The 22,103-nt window shown below is 51.8% G+C and carries 19 protein-coding genes and 1 pseudogene; 9 read left to right on the top strand and 11 right to left on the bottom strand.

Annotation, left to right across the window (positions count from 1 at the left end):
• The 4 genes and pseudogenes from DXB92_RS07310 to DXB92_RS07325 form a co-directional block, all read left to right on the top strand.
• Nucleotides 1-79, top strand: a pseudogene (locus tag DXB92_RS07310) (peptidase S51); the annotation flags it as partial.
• A gap of 138 nt (nucleotides 80-217) precedes the next feature.
• Complete coding sequence (locus DXB92_RS07315) at nucleotides 218-739, top strand: cysteine hydrolase family protein (protein WP_117733370.1); 522 nt, start codon at nucleotides 218-220, stop codon at nucleotides 737-739.
• A gap of 156 nt (nucleotides 740-895) precedes the next feature.
• Nucleotides 896-1,468: a GNAT family protein gene (locus DXB92_RS07320; protein ID WP_117733371.1), complete on the top strand. Its 573-nt coding sequence runs from the start codon at nucleotides 896-898 to the stop codon at nucleotides 1,466-1,468.
• Nucleotides 1,469-1,657: 189 nt separating this feature from the next.
• Nucleotides 1,658-2,290, top strand: a complete 633-nt coding sequence (locus tag DXB92_RS07325; RefSeq protein WP_038671412.1) for a ThuA domain-containing protein — start codon at nucleotides 1,658-1,660, stop codon at nucleotides 2,288-2,290.
• Nucleotides 2,291-2,397: 107 nt separating this feature from the next.
• Here DXB92_RS07325 and leuD read toward each other — a convergent pair whose 3' ends face one another.
• The 7 genes from leuD to DXB92_RS13640 form a co-directional block, all read right to left on the bottom strand.
• Nucleotides 2,398-2,892, bottom strand: coding sequence for a 3-isopropylmalate dehydratase small subunit (gene leuD, locus DXB92_RS07330; protein WP_021680345.1), 495 nt, complete (start codon nucleotides 2,890-2,892; stop codon nucleotides 2,398-2,400).
• Nucleotides 2,893-2,894: 2 nt separating this feature from the next.
• The gene (gene leuC, locus DXB92_RS07335) at nucleotides 2,895-4,157 is read right to left on the bottom strand and encodes a 3-isopropylmalate dehydratase large subunit (protein WP_181976964.1); all 1,263 of its coding nucleotides are present in this window, start codon (nucleotides 4,155-4,157) and stop codon (nucleotides 2,895-2,897) included.
• A 46-nt stretch (nucleotides 4,158-4,203) separates the two neighbouring features.
• Nucleotides 4,204-5,871: a dihydroxy-acid dehydratase gene (ilvD, locus tag DXB92_RS07340; RefSeq protein ID WP_117733417.1), complete on the bottom strand. Its 1,668-nt coding sequence runs from the start codon at nucleotides 5,869-5,871 to the stop codon at nucleotides 4,204-4,206.
• Between the two features lie 177 nt (nucleotides 5,872-6,048).
• Nucleotides 6,049-7,083 (bottom strand): ketol-acid reductoisomerase, encoded by a 1,035-nt coding sequence (gene ilvC / locus DXB92_RS07345; RefSeq protein WP_021680341.1) that lies wholly within the window; start codon nucleotides 7,081-7,083, stop codon nucleotides 6,049-6,051.
• A gap of 109 nt (nucleotides 7,084-7,192) precedes the next feature.
• A complete protein-coding gene (gene ilvN / locus DXB92_RS07350; RefSeq protein WP_181976965.1) occupies nucleotides 7,193-7,699 on the bottom strand; it encodes an acetolactate synthase small subunit in 507 nt (168 codons plus the stop codon).
• A 14-nt stretch (nucleotides 7,700-7,713) separates the two neighbouring features.
• Nucleotides 7,714-9,387: a biosynthetic-type acetolactate synthase large subunit gene (gene ilvB / locus DXB92_RS07355; protein ID WP_117733372.1), complete on the bottom strand. Its 1,674-nt coding sequence runs from the start codon at nucleotides 9,385-9,387 to the stop codon at nucleotides 7,714-7,716.
• Nucleotides 9,388-9,624: 237 nt separating this feature from the next.
• Nucleotides 9,625-9,780 carry a hypothetical protein gene (locus DXB92_RS13640; RefSeq protein ID WP_021680337.1) on the bottom strand — a complete coding sequence of 52 codons (156 nt, stop codon included), beginning with the start codon at nucleotides 9,778-9,780 and terminating at the stop codon, nucleotides 9,625-9,627.
• A gap of 659 nt (nucleotides 9,781-10,439) precedes the next feature.
• Here DXB92_RS13640 and DXB92_RS07365 point away from each other — a divergent pair.
• The gene (locus DXB92_RS07365) at nucleotides 10,440-12,113 is read left to right on the top strand and encodes a 2-isopropylmalate synthase (protein ID WP_117733373.1); all 1,674 of its coding nucleotides are present in this window, start codon (nucleotides 10,440-10,442) and stop codon (nucleotides 12,111-12,113) included.
• Nucleotides 12,114-12,209: 96 nt separating this feature from the next.
• Here the strand turns inward: DXB92_RS07365 and DXB92_RS07370 are convergent, their stop codons facing one another.
• Together DXB92_RS07370 and DXB92_RS07375 are read right to left on the bottom strand one after the other, a co-directional pair.
• Nucleotides 12,210-12,932: an N-acetylmuramoyl-L-alanine amidase gene (locus DXB92_RS07370; protein WP_117733374.1), complete on the bottom strand. Its 723-nt coding sequence runs from the start codon at nucleotides 12,930-12,932 to the stop codon at nucleotides 12,210-12,212.
• Between the two features lie 5 nt (nucleotides 12,933-12,937).
• Complete coding sequence (locus DXB92_RS07375) at nucleotides 12,938-13,372, bottom strand: phage holin family protein (RefSeq protein WP_117733375.1); 435 nt, start codon at nucleotides 13,370-13,372, stop codon at nucleotides 12,938-12,940.
• Between the two features lie 267 nt (nucleotides 13,373-13,639).
• On the opposite strand from DXB92_RS07375, the gene DXB92_RS07380 reads away from it, so the two are divergent.
• From DXB92_RS07380 to DXB92_RS07390, 3 genes are read left to right on the top strand one after another with little or no spacing between them, the layout of a single operon-like run.
• Nucleotides 13,640-14,203 carry a DUF5662 family protein gene (locus tag DXB92_RS07380; RefSeq protein WP_040646267.1) on the top strand — a complete coding sequence of 188 codons (564 nt, stop codon included), beginning with the start codon at nucleotides 13,640-13,642 and terminating at the stop codon, nucleotides 14,201-14,203.
• 5 nt (nucleotides 14,204-14,208) lie between these two features.
• Nucleotides 14,209-14,856, top strand: a complete 648-nt coding sequence (locus DXB92_RS07385; protein WP_040646265.1) for a zinc-ribbon domain-containing protein — start codon at nucleotides 14,209-14,211, stop codon at nucleotides 14,854-14,856.
• 14 nt (nucleotides 14,857-14,870) lie between these two features.
• Nucleotides 14,871-15,386: a GNAT family N-acetyltransferase gene (locus tag DXB92_RS07390; protein WP_117733376.1), complete on the top strand. Its 516-nt coding sequence runs from the start codon at nucleotides 14,871-14,873 to the stop codon at nucleotides 15,384-15,386.
• 91 nt (nucleotides 15,387-15,477) lie between these two features.
• Here the strand turns inward: DXB92_RS07390 and DXB92_RS07395 are convergent, their stop codons facing one another.
• A complete protein-coding gene (locus DXB92_RS07395; RefSeq protein ID WP_181976966.1) occupies nucleotides 15,478-16,092 on the bottom strand; it encodes a TetR/AcrR family transcriptional regulator in 615 nt (204 codons plus the stop codon).
• Nucleotides 16,093-16,389: 297 nt separating this feature from the next.
• Between DXB92_RS07395 and DXB92_RS07400 the strand changes: the two genes are divergently transcribed.
• Nucleotides 16,390-19,080, top strand: coding sequence for a YhgE/Pip domain-containing protein (locus DXB92_RS07400; protein WP_117733378.1), 2,691 nt, complete (start codon nucleotides 16,390-16,392; stop codon nucleotides 19,078-19,080).
• 275 nt (nucleotides 19,081-19,355) lie between these two features.
• Here DXB92_RS07400 and DXB92_RS07405 read toward each other — a convergent pair whose 3' ends face one another.
• On the bottom strand, nucleotides 19,356-21,974 hold the full coding sequence (locus DXB92_RS07405; RefSeq protein ID WP_117733419.1) for a cation-translocating P-type ATPase: 2,619 nt from the start codon (nucleotides 21,972-21,974) through the stop codon (nucleotides 19,356-19,358).
• Nucleotides 21,975-22,103 lie beyond the last annotated feature (129 nt).

Here is a 22,103-nt window from a genome sequence, read left to right on the forward strand (position 1 = left end):
TTTGAATCTATGCCCAATTAACAACCGTCAGGGAATTGTAATTGATGGTGAAGATTCAAAGGTTATTTGCAAAGACTAATTTGAAAATTCCAGTTTTTCCACATGAGAAGAACACATAGCGGGCACTGTGCCAGTGAAATTTGCGGCGGATTGACTGCGTTGGGGCTGTGTGGTATAATGAAGGTGCGGTAAATCGGAAGTTGTGGAGGAATCGTTGATGATACTTTTGGTAGTTGATACACAAAAAGCAATTACAAATGACAAGTTATACCAATTTGATTTATTCAAATCTCGTGTTATAGAACTGATAAGAACAGCTCGAAATAATAAGATAGAAGTTATTTTTGTTCGGCATGACGATGGGATTGGCAATGAATTAACAAAAGGAAATGATGGTTTTGAAATATATGATGGATTTCAACCACTTAATGGTGAACTTGTTTTTGACAAGAACGTAAATAGTGCTTTTAAAGATACTGGACTATTGGAGTATTTAAGACAAAAAGAAGAAAATACGATTATTATTGTGGGATTGCAGACAGATTATTGTATTGATGCAACGATTAAATCGGGATTTGAGCATGGTTTCAAAATGATTGTTCCTGCAAATGCTAATAGTACAGTTGATAATCAGTATATGACCGCTGAACAAAGCTACCATTATTATAATGAATTTATGTGGAATAAACGGTATGCAGAATGTATTCCTTTTGAGAAAGCACTTGAACTAATGGACTGATAAATTCCAGTTTTCCCACATGAAAAGAACGCATAGCGGGCAACTGTGTCGGTGAAATTTACGGCGGATTGACTAAGTTAGAATTGTGCGGTATAATGGAAATGCAGTAAATCGGAAGTTATATGAAACTTTATAGTGATAATCGGAGGAAATGAGATGCTGACACACATCGGAACACAAACAATAGAAACAGAAAGACTGATACTTCGTCGTTTTGAGTATTCTGATATTGATTCTATGCTACGCAACTGGATAGCAGATGAACAGACACAATGGGATTATGGTGAACCATATTATCCTACATCTAATGATGTTCAGAAGTTATTTGATACGAAGTATATTGTTTCTTATTCCTGTAAAGATTATTATCGCTGGGCAGTTATTGAAAAGGCATCCAGTGAGTGTATAGGACAAATTGCATTTTTCTTAGTTGACAGCAACAATCAGCATGGTGAGATTGAGTATGTTATCGGTCCTGCATTTCAGGGTAAGGGATATGCCACAGAAATGACGAAAGCTGTTATTCGTTTTGGTTTTGAAAAAATCAACTTTCATAGAATTGAGATTGATTGTCGTACAGTAAATGAAGCTTCACGCAGAGTTATTGAAAAGTGCGGACTTACATACGAAGGAACATTTCGTGATTTTTTCTGGAGAAAAGATCATTTTGAGGGAAGAAGAGTTTATTCAGTTCTCAAAAGCGAATGGGAAAAGTTAAACAAGAAATGAAACTTCCAGTTTTTCCACATGAGAAGAACGCATATCGGGCAACTGTGCCGGTGAAATTTGCGGCGGATTGACTAAGTTGAAATTGTGTGGTATAATGGAAATGCAGTAAATCGGAATTTAACGCACATCTAAAAAATGAGAATTCACAGAAACGTAGCCATAAAATGGTGATGAAAGGACGTATAACTTATGAGTAAAAAAGTATTTGTTTTGGTACACGATTACTGGCATCACGATGATTCCATCAAGCCTATGATGGACTATCTGTTTAACGCAGATTATGAAGTAACATTCACAAAGAAGCCAAATGATTATTTCAACGGGCAGTTTGATTTGTTTTTGTCTTTCAAAGATCCTATTGAAAATGATCAGATTCCTACTCCAATCTGGTGTGATGAAAAATGGACGGAGAAATTTCTGAATGATGTTCAGAATGGTATGGGAACGATTATGCTTCACGCATCACTTACTGATTACACAGAAAATCACGCAATCCTCACAAATGTTGTAAGAAGTAACTTTATCACTCATCCCGAACAATGTCCGCTTACTGTAAAACCGATAGCAGAACATCCGATTATTGAAGGCATTGGCAAATTCACATTCCCTGATTTTGACGAACATTATGTAATGAAAATGATTCCGAATGCTGATACAACGATTCTTGCAGAAACCGTTTCAAAGAACGGCGTTCAGCCTGCTGTATGGATTCACACCTATGGCAAGGGAAAAATCTGCTGTATCGTTCCTGCACACACTACCCAAAATCTGACCTGTGAACCATTTGTCAAACTTGTAAAGAATGCTATTGATTGGGTTTAATAGCATTAATAGAGCGTCAAATTCCAGTTTTCAGACAACAAAAAAGCTGTTGTACCAAACAAATGGTACAGCAGCTTTTTGTATATCATAGGGTTTCAGAGAACCGCTTACTTCACAGCACCCTTTTTGATCGACTCGATCAGACCGCCGTTTGCGATAATGGTCTGGATAAATTCCGGAAACGGTGCCACATGGAATTCCTTGCCGGTGGTGACATCGCGAATGATGCCGTTGTCCAGATCTGCTTCCACAGTGTCGCCCTCGCTGATAGCGTCCACAGCCTCCGGACACTCCACGATCGCCAGACCGATGTTGATAGAGTTCCGGTAGAAAATTCTGGCGAAGCTCTTGGCAATGACCAGGGCAATGCCGCTTTCCTTGATTGCGATCGGGGCATGCTCACGGGAAGAACCGCAGCCGAAGTTTTCGCCGCCGACCATGATGTCGCCCGGCTTCACGCGGCTGGTGAAGGTGGTATCCAGATCTTCCATGCAGTGAGAAGCCAGTTCCTTCTTGTCAATGGTATTCAGATAACGTGCCGGAATGATGACGTCCGTGTCCACGTTGTCGCCGTATTTGATGACAGTTCCGTTCAGTTGCATGATTACAGTACCTCCTTCGGGGAAACGATCTTGCCGGCAATGGCACTTGCTGCTGCAACTGCCGGACTTGCCAGATATACTTCAGATTCCGGGTGACCCATTCTGCCTACGAAGTTCCGGTTTGTGGTGGAAACTGCACGTTCGCCGGCAGCCAGAATGCCCATGTGTCCGCCCAGACACGGGCCGCAGGTCGGGGTAGATACTACGCAGCCAGCCTCGATGAAGTCCTTCAGCAGACCGTTTTCCATAGCCTTCAGGTAAATTGCCTGTGTTGCCGGAATGATAATGGCACGGACGTTCTTTGCCACCTTTTTGCCGCGGATAATGGAAGCAGCTTCTTCGATGTCCTTGTAGAAACCGTTGGTGCAGGAGCCAATGACAACCTGATCGATCTTCACCTCGCCCACTTCGTCAATGGTGCGGGTGTTGCCCGGCAGGTGCGGGAATGCCACGGTGGACTTGATCTCGGACAGGTCGATTTCGATAACTTCATCGTAAACGGCATCTTCGTCAGCCTTATAGACAACCGGCTTGCGGTCGCTGTGCTCTGCCACGAATGCCAGTGTCTGATCGTCAACCACGAAGATACCGTTCTTGGCACCGGCTTCGATTGCCATGTTGGTCATGGTCAGACGGTCGCTCATGGACAGAGAAGCCACGCCCTCGCCAGTGAATTCCATAGAGCGGTACAGAGCACCGTCTACGCCGATCTTGCCAATGATGTGCAGGATCACGTCCTTGCCGGAGATGTACGGGTTCAGCTTGCCCTTGAGAACAAACTTGATAGCAGACGGCACCTTGAACCAAGCCTTGCCGATCGCCATGCCGCATGCCATATCGGTAGAGCCGACACCGGTAGAAAATGCACCCAGTGCACCGTATGTGCAGGTGTGAGAGTCCGCACCGATGACAACGTCACCGGAAACGACCAGTCCTTTTTCCGGCAGCAGGGCATGTTCGATACCCATTTGACCAACGTCATAGAAGTGGGTGATCTCCTTTTCGCCGCAGAAATCGCGGCACATTTTACACTGTGTGGCAGCCTTGATGTCCTTGTTCGGGGCAAAGTGATCCATGACCATGGTCACCTTGTCCTTATCGAAAACGTTGTCCTTGTTCAGCTTGTTGAATTCCCGAATTGCAACGGGGGAAGTGATGTCGTTGCCCAGTACCCGATCCAGATTGACCAGGATCAGCTGACCGGCTTCGACAGAATCCAAGCCGGCGTGTGCAGCAAGGATCTTTTGTGTCATTGTCATACCCATAGGGTGAGTTCCTCCTTTGTTTATTGCTTCTTGTGAAGATAGGTTCTTAATCCATGCGGTTGATGATCGCACCCTGATCCGCAGAGGAAACCATCTTGGAATACCGCTTCAGATAGCCGGTGAGGTTTTCCTTGACCAGAATCTTGGTGGTCTTTTTCCGTTCTGCCAGTTCCTCGTCGGAAACTTCCAGCTGAATGCTGTGGTTCGGAATGTCAATGGAGATGATGTCGCCGTCCTGTACATAGGCAATGGTACCGCCGTTGACTGCTTCCGGAGAAACGTGACCGATCGCTGCACCGCGGGTCGCACCGGAGAAGCGGCCGTCTGTGATGAGGGCAACGTCCTTGTCCAGTCCCATGCCGGCGATTGCAGAAGTCGGGGAGAGCATTTCCCGCATGCCCGGACCGCCTGCAGGTCCCTCGTACCGGATCACAACGACATCACCCTTGACAATCTTGCCGCCGGTGATCGCTGCAATAGCTTCTTCTTCGCTGTTGAATACCTTTGCCGGTCCCTTGTGTACCAGCATTTCCTTTGCAACGGCACTCCGCTTTACAACGCAGCGATCCGGAGCCAGATTGCCCTTGAGTACAGCAATACCGCCGGTTTCGCTGTACGGCTGATCGATCGGGCGAATGATGTCGGTGTTCTTGTTGATACATCCCTTGATGTTCTCTGCCATGGTCTTGCCGGTGACAGTCATCACATCGGTGTGGAGCAGATTCTTCTTGGTCAGTTCGTTCAGAACGGCATAGATGCCGCCGGCTTCGTTCAGGTCTTCCATGTATGCGTGACCTGCCGGAGCAAGGTGGCAGATGTTCGGGGTGCGTGCACTGATCTGGTTGACCATGTCCAGATCGATCTTGATGCCGCATTCGTTGGCAATTGCCGGCAGGTGCAGCATGCTGTTGGTGGAACAGCCCAGTGCCATATCTGCGGTCAGTGCGTTTTCAAAAGCGTCTGCGGTCATGATGTCGCGGGGACGGATATTCTTCCGGTACATATCCATAACTGCCATACCAGCCTGTTTTGCCAGCTTGATACGTTCAGAATATACTGCCGGAATGGTGCCGTTGCCTTTGAGCCCCATGCCCAGCACTTCAGTCAGGCAGTTCATAGAGTTTGCGGTGTACATGCCGGAGCAGGAACCGCAGGTGGGGCAGGCGTTGTTCTCGAATTCTTCCACGTCCTCCAGAGTGAACTTGCCGGCAGCGTAAGAGCCGACAGCTTCAAACATGCTGGACAGACTGGTTTTCTTGCCCTTGACGTGACCGGCAAGCATCGGACCGCCGCTGACAAAGACAGTCGGCACGTTCACTCTTGCAGCAGCCATCAGCAGACCGGGGACATTCTTGTCACAGTTCGGGATCATGACCAGTGCATCAAAGTGATGTGCCAGAGCCATGCACTCGGTGGAGTCGGCAATCAGGTCACGGGTCACCAGAGAATATTTCATGCCCTTGTGTCCCATGGCGATACCGTCACAGACTGCAATTGCCGGAAATACTACCGGTGTACCGCCAGCCATGGCAACGCCCAGCTTGACAGCTTCCACGATTTTGTCGATGTTCATGTGTCCCGGTACGATCTCATTATAAGAAGAAACGATGCCGACCAGCGGACGTTCCATTTCTTCCTTGGTCATTCCCAGTGCGTGGAACAGGGAACGCTGGGGTGCCTTATCGACACCCTCACAGTAAAAATTACCGTTCATTTTTTTCACCTCATATAGTTTCGGAAAAATACTTTTCCGTGTGTCACAATGGATTTGCTGTGTATCCAAAAACTGCTTTCCTGATATTGCGTCAGGAAAGCAGTTTCTGCGTTATGGTTTTATCCCTGCGTATCCCATCGATTCAGAAATGGGGGATTGCTGTAGCAAATGTGCTGATTAGTTGTTGATCAGCTTGTCTTCGCCGTTCCAGCTGTACAGCTTACGGATCTCTTCGCCGACCTTTTCAGACGGATGCTCAGCAGCCAGCTTACGCATAGCACGGAAGTGTGCCTGACCGCCTGCTTCGCTCATATCCAGCAGGAATTCCTTTGCGAAGGAACCGTCCTGAATGTTCTTCAGGATCTGCTTCATGGTCTTCTTGGTTTCCTCGGTAATCAGCTTCGGACCGGTGATGTAGTCGCCGTATTCCGCAGTGTTGGAGATGGAGTAACGCATGCCTGCGAAACCGCTCTGGTAGATCAGGTCTACGATCAGCTTCATCTCGTGAATGCATTCGAAGTAAGCGTTTCTCGGGTCATAACCAGCTTCGCACAGAGTTTCGAAACCAGCCTGCATCAGGGCACAAACGCCGCCGCACAGAACAGCCTGTTCACCGAACAGGTCGGTTTCTGTTTCGGTACGGAATGTGGTTTCCAGAACGCCGGCTCTTGCACCGCCGATAGCCAGACCATAAGCCAGTGCCAGATCCTGAGCCTTGCCGGTTGCGTCCTGCTGTACAGCAACGAGGCACGGAACGCCCTTGCCTGCCAGATATTCCGAACGAACGGTGTGTCCCGGTCCCTTCGGAGCGATCATGGTAACGTCAACATCTGCCGGCGGGATGATCTGACCGAAGTGGATTGCGAAACCGTGAGCGAACATCAGCATATTGCCCGGTTCCAGATTCGGTGCAATGTCCTTCTTGTACATTGCTGCCTGCTTTTCATCATTGATCAGAATCATGATGATGTCAGCCTGCTTTGCAGCTTCTGCTGCGGTGAATACTTCGAAGCCCTGTGCCTCAGCCTTTGCCCAGGACTTGCTGCCCTTGTACAGACCGATGATTACTCTGGCCTTATCGCCCAGAGATTCCTTGGCATTCAGTGCGTGTGCGTGACCCTGACTGCCGTAGCCGATAACAGCGATAGTCTTGCCATACAGCAGCGACAGGTCACAGTCTTCCTGATAAAATACCTTTGCAACATGATCCATTGTGAAAGACTCCTTTGAATAAATTTGGGTTTCGGAAACGATTTTTCATTTCCGACGCAGTACCGCCGGAGCATCCGTGCAGTCTGCTGATCCATTTATATACGACTGCTCACGCATCTTTCAGGCATGAGCCGCCTCTTTCAAGAGCGACCAGACCGGTGCGGCACATTTCCATGATGCCGTAGGGTTCCAGCAGCTCAATAAAAGCGTTGATCTTAGAGGACTCGCCGCGAATTTCGATGACCAGTGCCTCCGGAGAATAGTCGGTGATCTTCGCACGGAAGACATCGACCACAGACATAATATCCTGACGCTTGTCTGCCACATTGTTGATCTTGATGAGCAGCAGCTCGCGGACCACTGTCTGATCCTGTTTCATGACCTTGACGGTCTTGACATCATACATCTTTTCCAGCTGCTTGACGATCTGGTTACAGATGCCGCGGTCGCAGTGGGTGGAAATGGTGATGCGGGAGAATTCCGGTGATTCGGTTTCTCCGACTGTCAGGGTATCAATATTAAAGCCTCGTCTGGTGAACATGCCCGAAACGCGGGACAGCACACCGGAATGGTTTGCAACGAGGACGGAAATAACAAAGCGTTCGATTTGATCCATGATGACACACCCCTTTACATTGCAGAAATATCGACGATAATATCATCGATGCAGCCGCCCGGCGGCAGCATGGGAAGAACGAATGCGTCACAGTCGATCGCACAATCTACCAGAACCGGTCCCTTTTCGGCAAACGCCTTGGGCAGGACTTCTTTCAGTTCTGCCATATTCATGGCACGATAGCCTGGCATGCCGAATGCTTCTGCCAGCTTGACGAAGTCGGTCTTGCGTTCCAGCGTGGTGTTGGAATAGTGCTTGTCGAAGAACAGGGTCTGCCACTGCCGAACCATGCCCAGCACACCGTTGTTCATGATGAATACAACGACCGGTGTCTGGTTGGTGACTGCGGTAGCCAGTTCGTTCAGGTTCATGCCGAAGCTGCCGTCGCCGGTGACCAGAATGGTCTTTTTGCCGGTTGCAGTTGCGGCACCGATCGCAGCACCCAGACCAAAGCCCATGGTGCCCAGACCGCCGCTGGAAATAAAGGTGCGGGGTGTTTCAAACGGATAGTGCTGAGCCACCCACATCTGATGCTGTCCAACGTCTGTGGCAACGATCGTTTCCTTGTCTGCCGCTTCTGCCAGTGCATCGATGGCAGTGAACGGTGTCAGTTCGTCCGGATTCTGTGCTTCCAGTTCTCTGGTCTTTTCCTGTAATTCAGCCACACGTGCCATCCAGTCGGCGTGGGTCTGCTGCGGCAGTTTTTCCGCCAGCTTTTGCAGGATATCCTTCATGGAACCGGTCATGCCCAGTTCTACCGGAATGTTCTTGCAGAGCTCAGAAGCATCGATGTCCATGTGAATGATCTTGGCATTTCTGGCATACTTTGCAGTGTTGCCGGTGCCTCTGTCGCTGAAGCGGCAGCCTGCTGTGATGATCAGGTCTGCTTCATTCTGTGCAATGGAGGAGGCATAGTGTCCATGCATACCCTCCATGCCCAGCCAGCGGGGATTGGAGGACGGCACTGCGGAAATGCCCATCATGGTGCAGCCGATCGGTGCGTCGATCTTTTCTGCCAGAGCCAGAACTTCCGCACCGGCATCGTCGGTAATTGCACCGCCGCCGATGTAGATGTACGGCTTTTCGGCAGCCAGAATCATTTCGATTGCTTTTTCGATCTCGCTGTCGTTGACTGCCGGAACCGGATCTTTTTCCACCGGCTTCTGTGCAGTGTACTCATACAGGGCGTTCTGTACGTCCTTGGGAACGTCCACCAGAACCGGTCCCGGTCTGCCGGACTTGGCAATGCGGAATGCCTCCCGAATGGTATCTGCCAGATCTTCCACACGCTTTACCAGGAAGTTGTGCTTGGTGATCGGCATGGTCACGCCGGTGATGTCCACTTCCTGAAAGCTGTCCCGTCCGATCAGAGAGTTCGGCACGTTGCCGGTGATCGCTACCAGCGGCACAGAGTCCAGATATGCAGTGGCGATACCGGTGACCAGATTGGTGGCACCCGGACCGGAGGTGGCGATGACAACGCCGACCTTGCCGGTGGCACGTGCATAACCGTCTGCTGCATGTGCGGCACCCTGTTCATGGGCTGTGATGATGTGATGGATCCGGTCCTGTGCCAGATAGAGGGCATCGTAGATGTCGATGACCTGTCCGCCCGGATAGCCGAATACCGTAGAAGCACCCTGTTCGATCAGGGTTTCTACGATGATTTGTGCACCTTTCAATTTCATTTGTTTTTCACCTTTTTACTGGGAAACTTTTCCGTTTGGGCAAAAGCTCCGATATTTGAGAAGAATTGCTGATTCTGTTAGCAAAAATACGATTGGTATAGACCCGAAGCGATATGCCGGCAGATGCGGCACGCTTTCTATGAAAGAAGTACAGGCACGCAGGCGGCTGTACAGCGAGACATTTTGCGGTGTCTTATAAAAAAAGCCTTCGGCTGTCATACCGAAAGCTTCCAATCTTCATGCAAGCGTTGCGGCGGAAAAACAGCCGTTCGCATTTGTCTTTGGAACCACGGTCTGTACAGCACAAATTCCGCTTCGGGTCAAAATGACTCGAGCGTCTAGTTCCACGATCATCACTCGTGCTGCCAGCCGGCACATCATGTCACTGTACATGTGAGGATACTCCCTTTCCGAAAGACTTTACGACTCCGCCGCCGGACGGCGATATTCACCGCCATTGCTGTTCGTATGTGTCTAGTATAGCACTATGTTTTCGCAAATGCAAGTGTCTGTCTTTTGTTTTTACATTTTGGATACAATTTGTTCAATATACAGCACTGTAAAACAGAAATATTCAGCGTCTTTCGTGAAATCCAAAGAATTTTCGCAAAAATGCTTGACAAACAAGGCGAAAACTGCTATACTGAAGATATTCACAGCAATGGGATTGCTGGTGTATCATGAAAAAGGCTTTGACGGGAAGAAAAGAGAACGCATTCTGCATCGCAGAGAGTCGGCGGCTGGTGTGAGCCGACAGCAGGGCGTTCAGGATAACTGGTCCCCGAGCCGCAGGCGGAACAGACGGGCATTGTCCCGTATCAGTAGGCTGTGCCGGATACTCTCCGTTAGCAGAGTACACATTGTCAGATGTGATGAGTGGACGCACACGCTGCGTCAAAAAGAGTGGTACCACGGAGAAAAATGGATCTTCGTCTCTTTTGTACAGATGAAAATATCTGTATGGAAGGGGCTTTTTTTGTAGACAGAGCAGATCGCCGCAGATCACATGACAGGGTAGATCACCTACACACAACAGGAAAGGAATGTATCTTATGAAAAACGTAGAACAGTATGCACCGCAGTTTTTTCCGGTAAAGAACCCGCCTATGCGTTGGGCACAAAAGACAATGATCGAAAAGGCACCGATCTGGTGCAGCGTCGATCTGCGTGACGGCAATCAGGCTTTAATCACGCCTATGAGTCTGGACGAAAAGCTGGAATTCTTCCGCTATCTGGTAAAGATCGGCTTCAAGGAGATCGAGATCGGCTTTCCGGCTGCTTCTGAAACCGAATACGAATTCTGCCGTACTCTGATCGAAAACAATATGATTCCGGACGATGTCACCATTCAGGTATTGACACAGGCACGGGAACACATTATTGCCAAGACATTTGAAGCCCTGAAGGGTGCAAAACATGCCATTGTGCACCTCTATAATTCCACTTCCGTGGCACAGCGGGAACAGGTGTTCAAAAAGAGCAAGGAAGACATCATCAAGCTGGCGGAACTGGGGGCAAATCTCTGCAAGGAATATCGGGCAAAGACCGAGGGACACTTTCGGTTTGAGTATTCTCCGGAAAGCTTTACCGGCACCGAACCGGAATTCGCTCTGGAGATCTGCAACGCCGTATTGAAAATCTGGGAACCGACACCGGAAGATCCGGTCATCATTAACCTGCCGGTTACGGTTTCCCACTCCATGCCGCATGTTTATGCTAATCAGGTCGAATACATGAGCGACAACCTGTACCGTCGGGAAAATGTCATCATCTCCCTGCACCCCCACAACGACCGCGGCTGTGCTGTGGCAGACAGCGAACTGGGGTTGCTTGCCGGCGGCGACCGTATCGAGGGCACCTTGTTCGGCAACGGTGAGCGTACCGGTAACGTGGACATTGTCACACTGGCTCTGAACATGTATTCGCAGGGCGTGGATCCGGAACTGGACTTCTCCAACATGCCGGAGATCGTAGAGGTTTACGAGCGTGTCACCAGAATGCACGTTTATGAGCGTTCGCCGTACAGCGGTCAGCTGGTATTTGCCGCATTCAGCGGTTCTCATCAGGACGCAATTGCCAAGGGCATGCACTGGAGAGAGGAACACGACTGCAAGCACTGGAACGTGCCGTATCTGCCCATCAATCCGGAAGATGTGGGCCGTGTCTACGAGGCAGACGTGATCCGTATCAACAGTCAGTCCGGCAAGGGCGGTGTCAGCTACCTCATGGAAACCAAGTACGGCTACCACATTCCGCAGAAGATGCGGGAATCTTTCGGCTATCTGGTCAAGGGTGTTTCCGACCACGCCCACAAGGAACTGCTGCCGGAAGAAGTACTGGACATCTTCACCAAGCACTATGTCAACGTGGAAACACCGGTTTCCATTCCGGAAGTCCACTTCGTGCAGAAGGGTGAAAATGCCATTGGCACCGAGGCAACCATTTCCTATAAGGGCAGCACAGAAACAGTACACGGTGACGGAAACGGTCGTCTGGACGCAGTTTCCAATGCGGTAAAGGCACACCTGAATATGGACTTCTCTCTCACCACCTACACAGAACATGCACTGGAGGTTTGCTCCAATTCCAAGGCAGTGGCTTATGTGGGACTGGAGAAGAACGGCAAGACCTATTGGGGCGTTGGCGTGCATTCGGACATCATCAACTCTTCGATCTCTGCATTCTTGAGTGCACTGAACGCCATGCTCATGGATCTGAAAAAGTAAACGGAACACTCTGGTAAAAAGGTAGAGAATATTGCAAAAGCCTGTCAGGGAGAATTGCTCCCCGACAGGCTTTTTGTTGTTCGGCAGGATCTGCAATCAAAGCTTCCGGCAGTATCCCAGACAGATCCAGCCGGCACCGGATTTCAGCTTGCCCCAGTTACCGCAGGTCTTTATAATAGTATAGACACCCTTGTCCCGAATGCAGCCGGTGATCGCATAGCTGGTACCAGCTCCCTTACGGATCCGCAGGGCATCGACAGTCACGCGGACCCGATAGCTGTCCGGCTCTGCTGCCGGTGTGGGAATGGCAGTACTGCCGCGTTGCATCTGCTGGGCAACGTCATGCAGAAATTGTTTCCAATGCCGCTCATCGTTGGTATCCGACCCGCCGCGGCTGGCAGGAACAAACCATTTTGGACAGATCTTTCGTGTCACGTCGTAGTGTCGTATCACCCCGCCGTTCTGCGGATCCAGATGATATTTCTGGCACAGCCGGGCAGTCAGTTTCACCAGACTGGTGTAGGTTTTTCCCGTGAAGCAGCCTGTCCAGTCCGGATGGCAGCACTCCACACTGACTGTATAGGAATTTGCTTCATTTGTGCACCAGCTGGTTTCCTCATCGGGAATGCAGCACAGGATTTCCCCCTGCAGCCCGATAATATAGTTGCTGGAAACGGCACGGCTGGTGGTGTTAAAGTAGTTCCGGTTTGCCATGGCGGTGCTGTTGGGATTTGCGACCCAGTGCACGGCAATGGCAGTGGTACGGCTTCGGCGTGTTTTGGGGCGGTTGTGGGTGAGGTAGGCGTTTTGTATCTGCATAGCGATCACTCCTGTTCCGACGGGCTGTCCGGCTGTGCCTTGCGGCTTAGCAGACTGACAGCATTTTTCCACGCTGCCGGCAGGGGAATGCCCATACGTCCGGCGTTTTCCGTAAGCGAGAGGGCTTCGCTGGCACAGAAGCCAATGATGACTGCACTTCGCAGGAAGTGACTGTCCAGCAGTAAGTCCGCCGCGTTTGCCGCCCCGACAAACACCAGCATTTCTGCCTTGCGGCACATGCCCTGAAAACAGCAGCGGCTGTCCAGCCTGCCATCTTTGGTGTGCGGGGAATTGTGGAATACGCCGGCAGTAAGCAGCCCTGTTCCGAGGTCTGCCGCCATAAAGCCCAGAAGCACTTGTAAGCCCAAGTCCCAGCCGCCGAGAGCCGCAGCCAACAGCCCGCCGGCAGCACCGATTCCGATACAGATTTTTTCTTTCATGGAAATCCCTCCTTGTGATTTCCCTTCCGCATCTATGGAATGTACCAGATTTTTCGGAAAAGTCAAGGGCGGGGAGAAATTTTTTTGGAATTGAACTATAAGGCAATACCGCACAAAGAGCGTCTGACGGCTTTGCACGCAATCTGCTTGCAAGTTTTATTCAGTGTTTCCTAAAATTTACGTGCAAGCTTTGAGCCAGGGCTGCCTTGACTTTTCCCCAAAAAAAAGCTATACTAAAAGTATCATCTGCAACAGGAGGTTTTTCCCATGGGCTGGCATTCTTTTTGGGGGCATTTCTGTACCATTACCCGACATCGGCATACTGTCATGCGGCACTGCCGGCGGGCGGGGATTTTCTGGCAGGGGCTGCGGCATGATTTGTCCAAGTACAGCCCGACAGAATTCTGGCAGGGTGTCCGGTACTATCAGGACGGCAAACGCAGTCCCAACGAAGCCGAACGAGAGGCGTTGGGCTATTCGCTGGCATGGATGCACCACAAGGGGCGGAACCGTCACCATTTCGAGTACTGGTCGGACTATAACCCCAGAACCAAGCAAGTGGAACCGGTGGAAATGCCGGTGCGGTTTCTGGCGGAGATGTTCTGTGACAGAGTTGCCGCCAGCAAGATCTACATGAAAGATGCCTATGACCAGACCTGTCCGCTGGCGTATTTTCAGAAATCCACTTCCCGCAAGCGGGGACTGCTGCACGCCAACACAGAACGGGAACTGATGCGGCTGCTGACTCTGCTGGCGGAGCAGGGAGAGGACGCTGCCTTTGCGGAATTGCGGCGTATGGTTGCAGAGGATCGGAAAAACGAAAAGGAGTGATCGTAATGTTTTGTCAGAACTGCGGGAAAAAGATTGAGGGAGGGGACTTGTTCTGTCCGTTTTGCGGGGCAAAACAGCAGCAGGTGAACCCGTCAGAAAATGGTGGGGCTTCGTTCACTGCCGGCTCACAAAAGCTCACCAGAAAAGGGCTGGGCATTGCCGTGATCTGTGTGCTGATCGTCATTGTGCTGGCGTTGGTGCTGATCGGTTCCCTGTGCACCGGCGGACCGAAACAGGTAGTCAAGGAGTACTATCAGGCAATTGAAAAGTGTGATGCCAAGAAGCTGCTGGACACCGTCCCGAAAGACTACCTGAAAGAAGTCATGGACGAAAAAGACCTGACCAAACGGGAACTGCTCAAGGAAGTGCAGGCGTATCTGGACAAGTACTACAGCGGCTATGACGACATCAAAGTCAGCATTACCGATCAGGAAAAATTGGATCGGGACGATTTTTCCGACTATTTTGACTTTGATCTGGAAGAAGATGCAGATCTGGAGATCAAAAAGGCAGTGCAGTTTGACCTGAAGGTTCGCTATCAGTCTGACGAAGGCAAACAGACAGAAAAAGAGGAATTTATCGTATTTCGATACGAAAATGGCTGGTACAGCATGGACGCGGTATTTCTGGTTGCCATGTCGGCCTACCTTTAAATAGGAGAAACCTCATGACAATACTACAAACCGAACGTCTGCTGCTGCGTCCGTTGGCTCCGACAGATTTTGCAGCATTCCGCACATTTGCTGCGGACGGCGAACTGACGAAGTATATGCTGTTCTACCCGTTGGAGCAGGAAGCAGAACTGCACACGTTTTTGCAGAACGCTGCCCAAGCATGGAACAGTCTTTTCCCACAGACGTATGAATTTGCAGTGCTGCGAAAAGCGGAACTGCTCGGCACGGTCACATTGGAGTACATGACACCGGAACAGGGCATGCTGGGCTGGCTGTTTCGTGCAGATGCACACGGAAAGGGCTATGCGACAGAAGCCGCGAAAGCTGTGGTGGAGTGGTGTCGGGAAAAGTTGCCCTATCGCACATTGGTTGCTTGCTGCGATGCACGGAACGCCGCCTCGGAACGGGTGATGCAACGCATTGGCATGCACTTTTCGGAAACCGGCAGCCGCACATATCCCCAGACCGGAGAAGCGGCAGAAGAACGAACATACATCATGATACTATAGAAATAGAAAAGCCGCCGCTGTGCAATTTTTCATGCACGGCGGCGGCTTTTTATTGGAATGTGACAGTCAGTTTCGGTTTTGTTTCAACTGCTCAATGCAGGACATGCGGTGCCAGTTCCGGCACGCCAATAGAAGTTGTTCCCTCCCGCAGGAGCACCAGTGTCAGTTCTGCCATGTGGGTCGGTGTTTCCGGACATCCGTTTTTCAGCCAGTGTTCGATCAGTCCCATGCAGCCGGCGAGGGCGAAGGAAATGGCATATTGCAGATCCTGTTCCCGAAGTTCTTTGGGGGCGAATGACCGCAGTGTCTGTACGCCCTTTTCCCGAATCATCTTTTCAATGTTCCGCAAAAAGGCAATGTCACCGTTCGGTCCGATCAGGGCAGAACAAAGCTGTGCGTTTTCCGAGAGAATGGTGAAAGCCTGTTCCAGAAACGCGAAAAAGTTTTTCGGCGTTTCCGGCAAGGTCCAGTTTTGGTTTACTGCGTCCAGCAGCTGCTGCAACAGCCGCTGCTCTGTCTTTTCCAGCAGGTCGTAAATGTCGGTATAGTGGAGATAAAAGGTAGAGCGGTTGATGTCCACCAGATCTGCCAGTTCCCGCACTGTGATTTCCTTGATGCTTTTCTGCTGGAGCAGGGTAGTCAGTCCGTTCAGGATCAGAGCTTCTGTGCGGCGGTACCGCCGTTCCTGTTTGATATTATTTGTCATGATACATCTTCCTTTATCTAACATAGATGCTTTTTATCGTTTTCCTTGTCATGACATTCGGGGCTGTCATGGCATATAATAGACACGATGTCTATTACTAGGCGAAATTTGCAAAATCAACGGTTGCAAATTATCTTCCCTTATATTATAATAGATACAGGACGAAAAGTCAACAGTTTTCTATTTGTAGACAAAAACTTTTTTGTAGACAGCTGTGTTTCGTCACTCGCAGAGAAGCAAAACTGTGCATTCGGGGAAAGCAGTCTTTGTTTCACAATAGAAAGGAAGTAGGTATTTATGCGATCGAGCGATTCCGGAAAAAAGCAGAACTTTTTCTGGCGGCATTTCAATGGTATCGCTATGGCGGCAATTATGCTGATCCCGACCATTTACACCACGCTGTTTCTGGGCTCCATGTGGGATCCGTACGGCAACGTGGACCAGCTGCCGGTGGCAGTCGTCAACAACGACAAATCGGTAGACTATGAGGGAAAGACCCTTGCCGTCGGAGATGAACTGGTGGATAAGCTGAAAGAAAATGACCAGCTGGATTTTCACTTCGTCAGTGCAGACAAGGCGGAAAAGGGCATTGCAGACGGCACATATTATATGGTGATTACCATTCCGTCAGACTTCTCTGAAAATGCTTCCACCCTCATGGACGATGAGCCGAAGAAAATGGAACTGCAATATGCCACCAATCCCGGCACCAACTACATCGCCAGCAAGATGAGCGAAACGGCTCTGGCAAAGATCCAGAAGGAAGTTTCCGAAAGTGTGACCAAGGAGTACACCGAAACGATCTTCGATCAGATGGGAACCGTAGGCGACGGCATGAGTGATGCGGCAGATGGTGCACTGCAAATCAAGGACGGTGTTTCCGATCTACAGGACGGCAACACCACCATTACCGACAATCTGAAGCTTTTGTCTGACAGTACGCTGACATTTGTAGACGGTGCAAAGACCCTGCAAAGCGGTCTGCAAACCTACACCGACGGTGTGGCAACTGTCAACAGCGGTGCCCAGACTTTGTCTGACGGCATGGATCAGCTGGCAAGCGGTGCCGGCACACTGGCAGACGGTGCAGTGGCATTGTCTGACGGTTCCGGCACGTTGTCCAGCGGTGTCAACAGCTATACGGACGGCGTGGCTGCCGCTTACAGCGGTGCCCAGACCTTGTCCGGCAACAGCAGCCAGCTGCAAAATGGTGCAGCTTCTCTGACCAGCGGTGCTGCACAGCTGCAAGCCGGCAGTGCACAGATGACTGCTGGTTTGCAGACTTTGTCTGACAGTCTGGGCAGCAGCCTTTCTGCGGAGAACCTCCAGCAGATGGAACAGCTGAGTGCCGGACTGACACAGTTGCAGCAGGGCATTGACACCCTGAACACCACGCTGCAAAACACTTCGATGCCGGATACCAGTGCACTGACACAGGCACTGACCGCAAGCCTGACTGCGATCGGTACCAGTGCTCAGGATGCCGGTGCACAGCTGCAAAGCTTGCAGTCGGCATTGACCACAATGACCCAGACAGAGGTGTTCCAGTCTTTGGATGCCGCTTCTCAGCAGCAGCTTCTGAGCTGCTTCTCAGAGCCGATGACCGCACTGGCAACCGATGTTTCGAACATCGGCACACAGGTGACTGGCTTGTCCCAGACATTGCAGGGTACAGATCTCAGCAGTTCTGCCGCCGCAATGGATCAGCTGAAAACCAGCGTCAGTGCATTGGCAACTGGTGCAGATCAGGCACTGCCGGGAGCACAGCAGGCGATTTCCACCTTGTCCGGCGGCTTGCAGTCTGTACAGTCCGCAGTGAATGCCCAGCTGATCCCCGGCTCTCAGACTCTGGAAGCTGGTCTGGATCAGCTGGCAAACGGCAGCAGTACACTGGAAGCCGGCGTATCTCAGTATACCGGCGGCGTATCCAGTCTGACAGACGGCTTACAGACACTGGACTCCAACGCTGGTGCACTGGTAGGCGGTGCTTCTTCGCTGGATGACGGTGCCAAGACGCTGGCAAACAGCGTGCCGACACTGACCGATGCGGTTTCACAGCTGCAAAGCGGTGCGGCTCAGCTGTCCGACGGTACAGCAGAACTGGCAGCCAATAATGCGACACTGAATAACGGTGCTTCGCAGCTGACGGACGGTGCCGGACAGATTCAGGACGGTGCTTCCAAGCTGGCAGACGGTTCTGTGGAACTGGGTGACGGTCTGGTGCAGCTGTCCAACGGTGCTGTGACACTCCAGACCTCTCTGGCGGACGGTGCGGACGAAGTCAACAGTATCGACACCACCGACAAGACCTATGACATGTTCTCGGCTCCGGTGATGACCAACGAAACCTATGAAACCGCCGTTCCCACAAACGGCAATGCTATGGCAGCATATATGATGTCCGTTGGTCTGTGGGTATCCGGTCTGGCATTCTGCGTTATGCTGTCGCCGTATCATCAGAAGATCGGTAACCGCAAGGCAGGAAAGGCATGGCTTCTCACGCTGGCAAAGCTGTGGGCAATGGGACTGCTGCAGGCAGTACTGATGATCCTGTGCTTGTCGTGGTTCAACGGCTTCCAGCCGGAATACATGGGCAAGACACTGATCATTGCATGCCTTGCTTCTATCGCATTCCTGACACTGGAATACTGCGTCAACTTCTTCCTCGACATTATCGGCGACTTTATCCTGCTGGTATTCATGGTACTCCAGCTGAGCGGCTGTGCAGGTACCTATCCGCTGGAACTGTCCGATAAGTTCTATCAGGTACTAAATCCGTTCATGCCGTTCACCTATACCGTTCACGGCTTCCGCAGCGGTATCGCGTCCGGTCTGGACATCACCACCGACTGTGTGGTTCTGGCAGTGATCGCTGTGGTATTCGCCGGACTGCTGCTGGCGGGCTTCCGTAAGCGTGCCAGGAAGGAACAGGAATCTGAAGTGGAAGTTGCTGAAAAGGCAATTTCCGGCACTCCGGTTCAGGCATAAAGGAAACACTAAGGAAACACTGCATAAAGCCCACCTGACGGCTTTGCACGCAATCTGCTTGCAGATTTTCCGTCATATTGCCCAGAAATCCCTTGCCAGACATACAGTCTGCCTGCGGAATTTCTATGCAATCTGCCGAAAAATCTGACTATGCATCTTACGCACAAGCTTTATTCAGTGTTTCCCTGAACAAATGACATTTTGAATTTTCCCATTATACAAAACGGCGTATCCGAGTACAATTTCGGATACGCCGTTTTTTTGTATGGCAATCGTCAGTCCCGTTTTTTCCGCCGGAACAATCCGGCAATGGAACTGCACAGAGGCACAGTCAGGGAGAAGCCCAGGGCGATGTACCATTGCGGACGGGTCAGCATGACTGTGGAGAAGATCACGCGGAGCATGGGCACGGCAACTGCCGCCGCCAGCACTGCCACAGAAACCAGTACGGCTCCCACCAGCCACAGATTGTTGCCGTAGGGCATGGAGAACAGGGTACGCCGTTCGGATTTGCACTCGAAAACATGTACCAGCTGGGACAGGATCAGGGTGCACAATGCCGCTGTCCGTGCGGCTTCCAGTGTGCCGCCGGTGCGGACAACAGCGGAAAATGCTCCCAGTGTGCAGATACCGATGAGCATGCCGCGGAAGAAAATACGTCCCATAAGCCCGTCAGAGAAGAAGCTTTCGTCAGGCCTGCGGGGCGGCTTCTGCATGGCTTCCGGCTCCGGCGGCTCCAGCCCCAGAGCAATCGCCGGCAGCCCGTCAGTTACCAGATTCACCAGCAGCAGCTGGGTGGGCAGCAGCACCACCGGCATGCCCATGAGGATTCCCAGAAACATGGTCAGCACTTCGCCGATGTTGCAGGACAGCAGATACCGGACGAATTTTCGGATATTGGCGTAGACGCATCGTCCCTGTTCCACTGCGTCTACCAGCGTTGCCAGATTGTCATCGGTCAGCACCACGTCTGCTGCCTGCCGTGCCACATCGGTGCCGCTTTTGCCCATTGCCACGCCGACATCGGCTTCCTTGATCGCCGGTGCATCGTTGACGCCGTCGCCGGTCATGGCAACGATCTCTCCACGCCGCTTGTAAGCCCGAACCAACCGCAGCTTGTGTGCCGGATTGACACGGGCAAAGACGGAATACTGGTCAATGCACCGGTCCAGCTGGGCATCAGTCAGGGTATCCAGTTCGGCTCCGGTCATGGCTTTTTTTCCGCGGAGCAGTCCTGCCTGTCTGGCAATGGCAGCGGCAGTGTTCTTGTGGTCGCCGGTAATCATGACGGTGCGGATATTCGCCCTGGCACAGGTGCGGATCGCCGTGCGTGCGGACTCTCTGGGCGGATCCAGCATGCCGGCAAGCCCCAGAAAGATGCAGGCACTGCCTTCCTGTTTGGCGAACGCCAGCACCCGCAGGGCTTCGTCTGACATGGCGGCGACCTGTTTGCGGACAGCGGCTCGTGCACCCTCCGAAAGGGGAACGCTTTTGCCGTCCTGCATCTGGAATCCGCACAGGGGCAAAATGACATCAGCAGCCCCTTTCCAATAGGTGCAGGTGCCGGCTCCGTCTGTCACCGTTACCGCCATGCGGCGGGTTTCACTGTCAAACGGCTCCATGTGCTGGACAGGGTGCGTGCGGAGCAGGGCTTTTCTGGAAATGCCGCCTTTTTCCGCGGCGATCAGCAATGCCGTTTCCGTGGGGTCACCGGTGGCAGACCATGTGCCCTTTTCCGTGCGGCTGCCGCGGTTGCGGGATTGCTTTTCCTGCGGGCTGTGGATCTCTGCGGTGCTGCAAAGGCTGCCGCAGGTGAGCAGTTCCCGCAGTGCCGGCTTGGAGAGAGGATTGACGTTGCTGCCGTCCAGCTGAATGGCACCGGCTTTTTGCAGACCAGTCCCCGTGACAGAAAAGCGTTCGCCGCCGGCAACAATGGCAGTGACAGTCATGCGGTTCTCGGTGATCGTTCCGGTCTTGTCGGAGCAGATCACACTGGCACAGCCCAGCGTTTCCACACTGTGCAGCCGGTTCACCAGTGCCCCGTGTTTCATCATGCGGCTGACTGCCAGAGCAAGGGCAATGGTGACGGTGGCAGGCAGCCCCTCCGGAATGGCGGCAATGGCAATGGTGATGCCGGTCATGAGCATGTCAAAAACCGGCTCGCCCCGCAGCACACCGGCAAGGAACACGGCTCCGCATACGCCAAGGCACAGCAGAGCCACGACTTTTCCCAGTCCGGCAAGGCGTTTCTGAAGCGGTGTCATTTCCTGCCGGACCTCTTGCAGCATGGTGGAGATCTGTCCCATTTGGGTGCGTGTGCCGGTGGCAATGACCACTGCTTCGGCACTGCCCCGCAGAATTGCCGTGCCGGCGTAGACGATGTTGTGCTTATGCAGGTCGTTTCGGGTGTCGGCAGGGTCGCCTGCCTGTTTGGAAACTGCTTCGGATTCGCCGGTGAGAATGGACTCATTCACCGCCAGCCCCGCCGCCTGTATCAGTGTACTGTCCGCCGGAACATTGTCGCCGGCTTCCAGCCGCACCAAGTCACCGCAGACCAGTTCCCGTGCCGGAATGGTCTGCCACTTGCCGTCCCGACACGCCGTGGCGGTGGGAGCCGTCAGATTGCGGAGAGATTCCAGCGTCTGCTCGGTGCGGTATTCCTGCAAAAAGCCCAGAATCGCGTTGAGCAGGACAATGAGGATAATGGTGACCGCATCGGTGATCTCCCCCAGAAACGCAGAAATGCCTGTGGCTGCCAGCAGAATCAATACCATCACATCTCGGAACTGCCCGAGAAACATGCGTAGGGGACGGCGTTTCGCTGCCGCCGCCAGTTCGTTTTCGCCGTCCTGTTTCAGCCGTTCCCGTGCGGTTTTGGTTGTCAGACCGTTCATGTTATGCCTTCTTTCTTTTGCAAGGACAACATCATACAAGGAAAACACTGCATAAAGCTTGTGCGTAAGATGCGTAGCCAGATTTTTCGGCAGATTGCACAGAAATTCCGCAGGCATACTTGATGTATG

This window comes from Ruminococcus sp. OM06-36AC (assembly GCF_003438725.1).
Taxonomy (GTDB): domain Bacteria; phylum Bacillota; class Clostridia; order Oscillospirales; family Ruminococcaceae; genus Ruminococcus_C; species Ruminococcus_C callidus.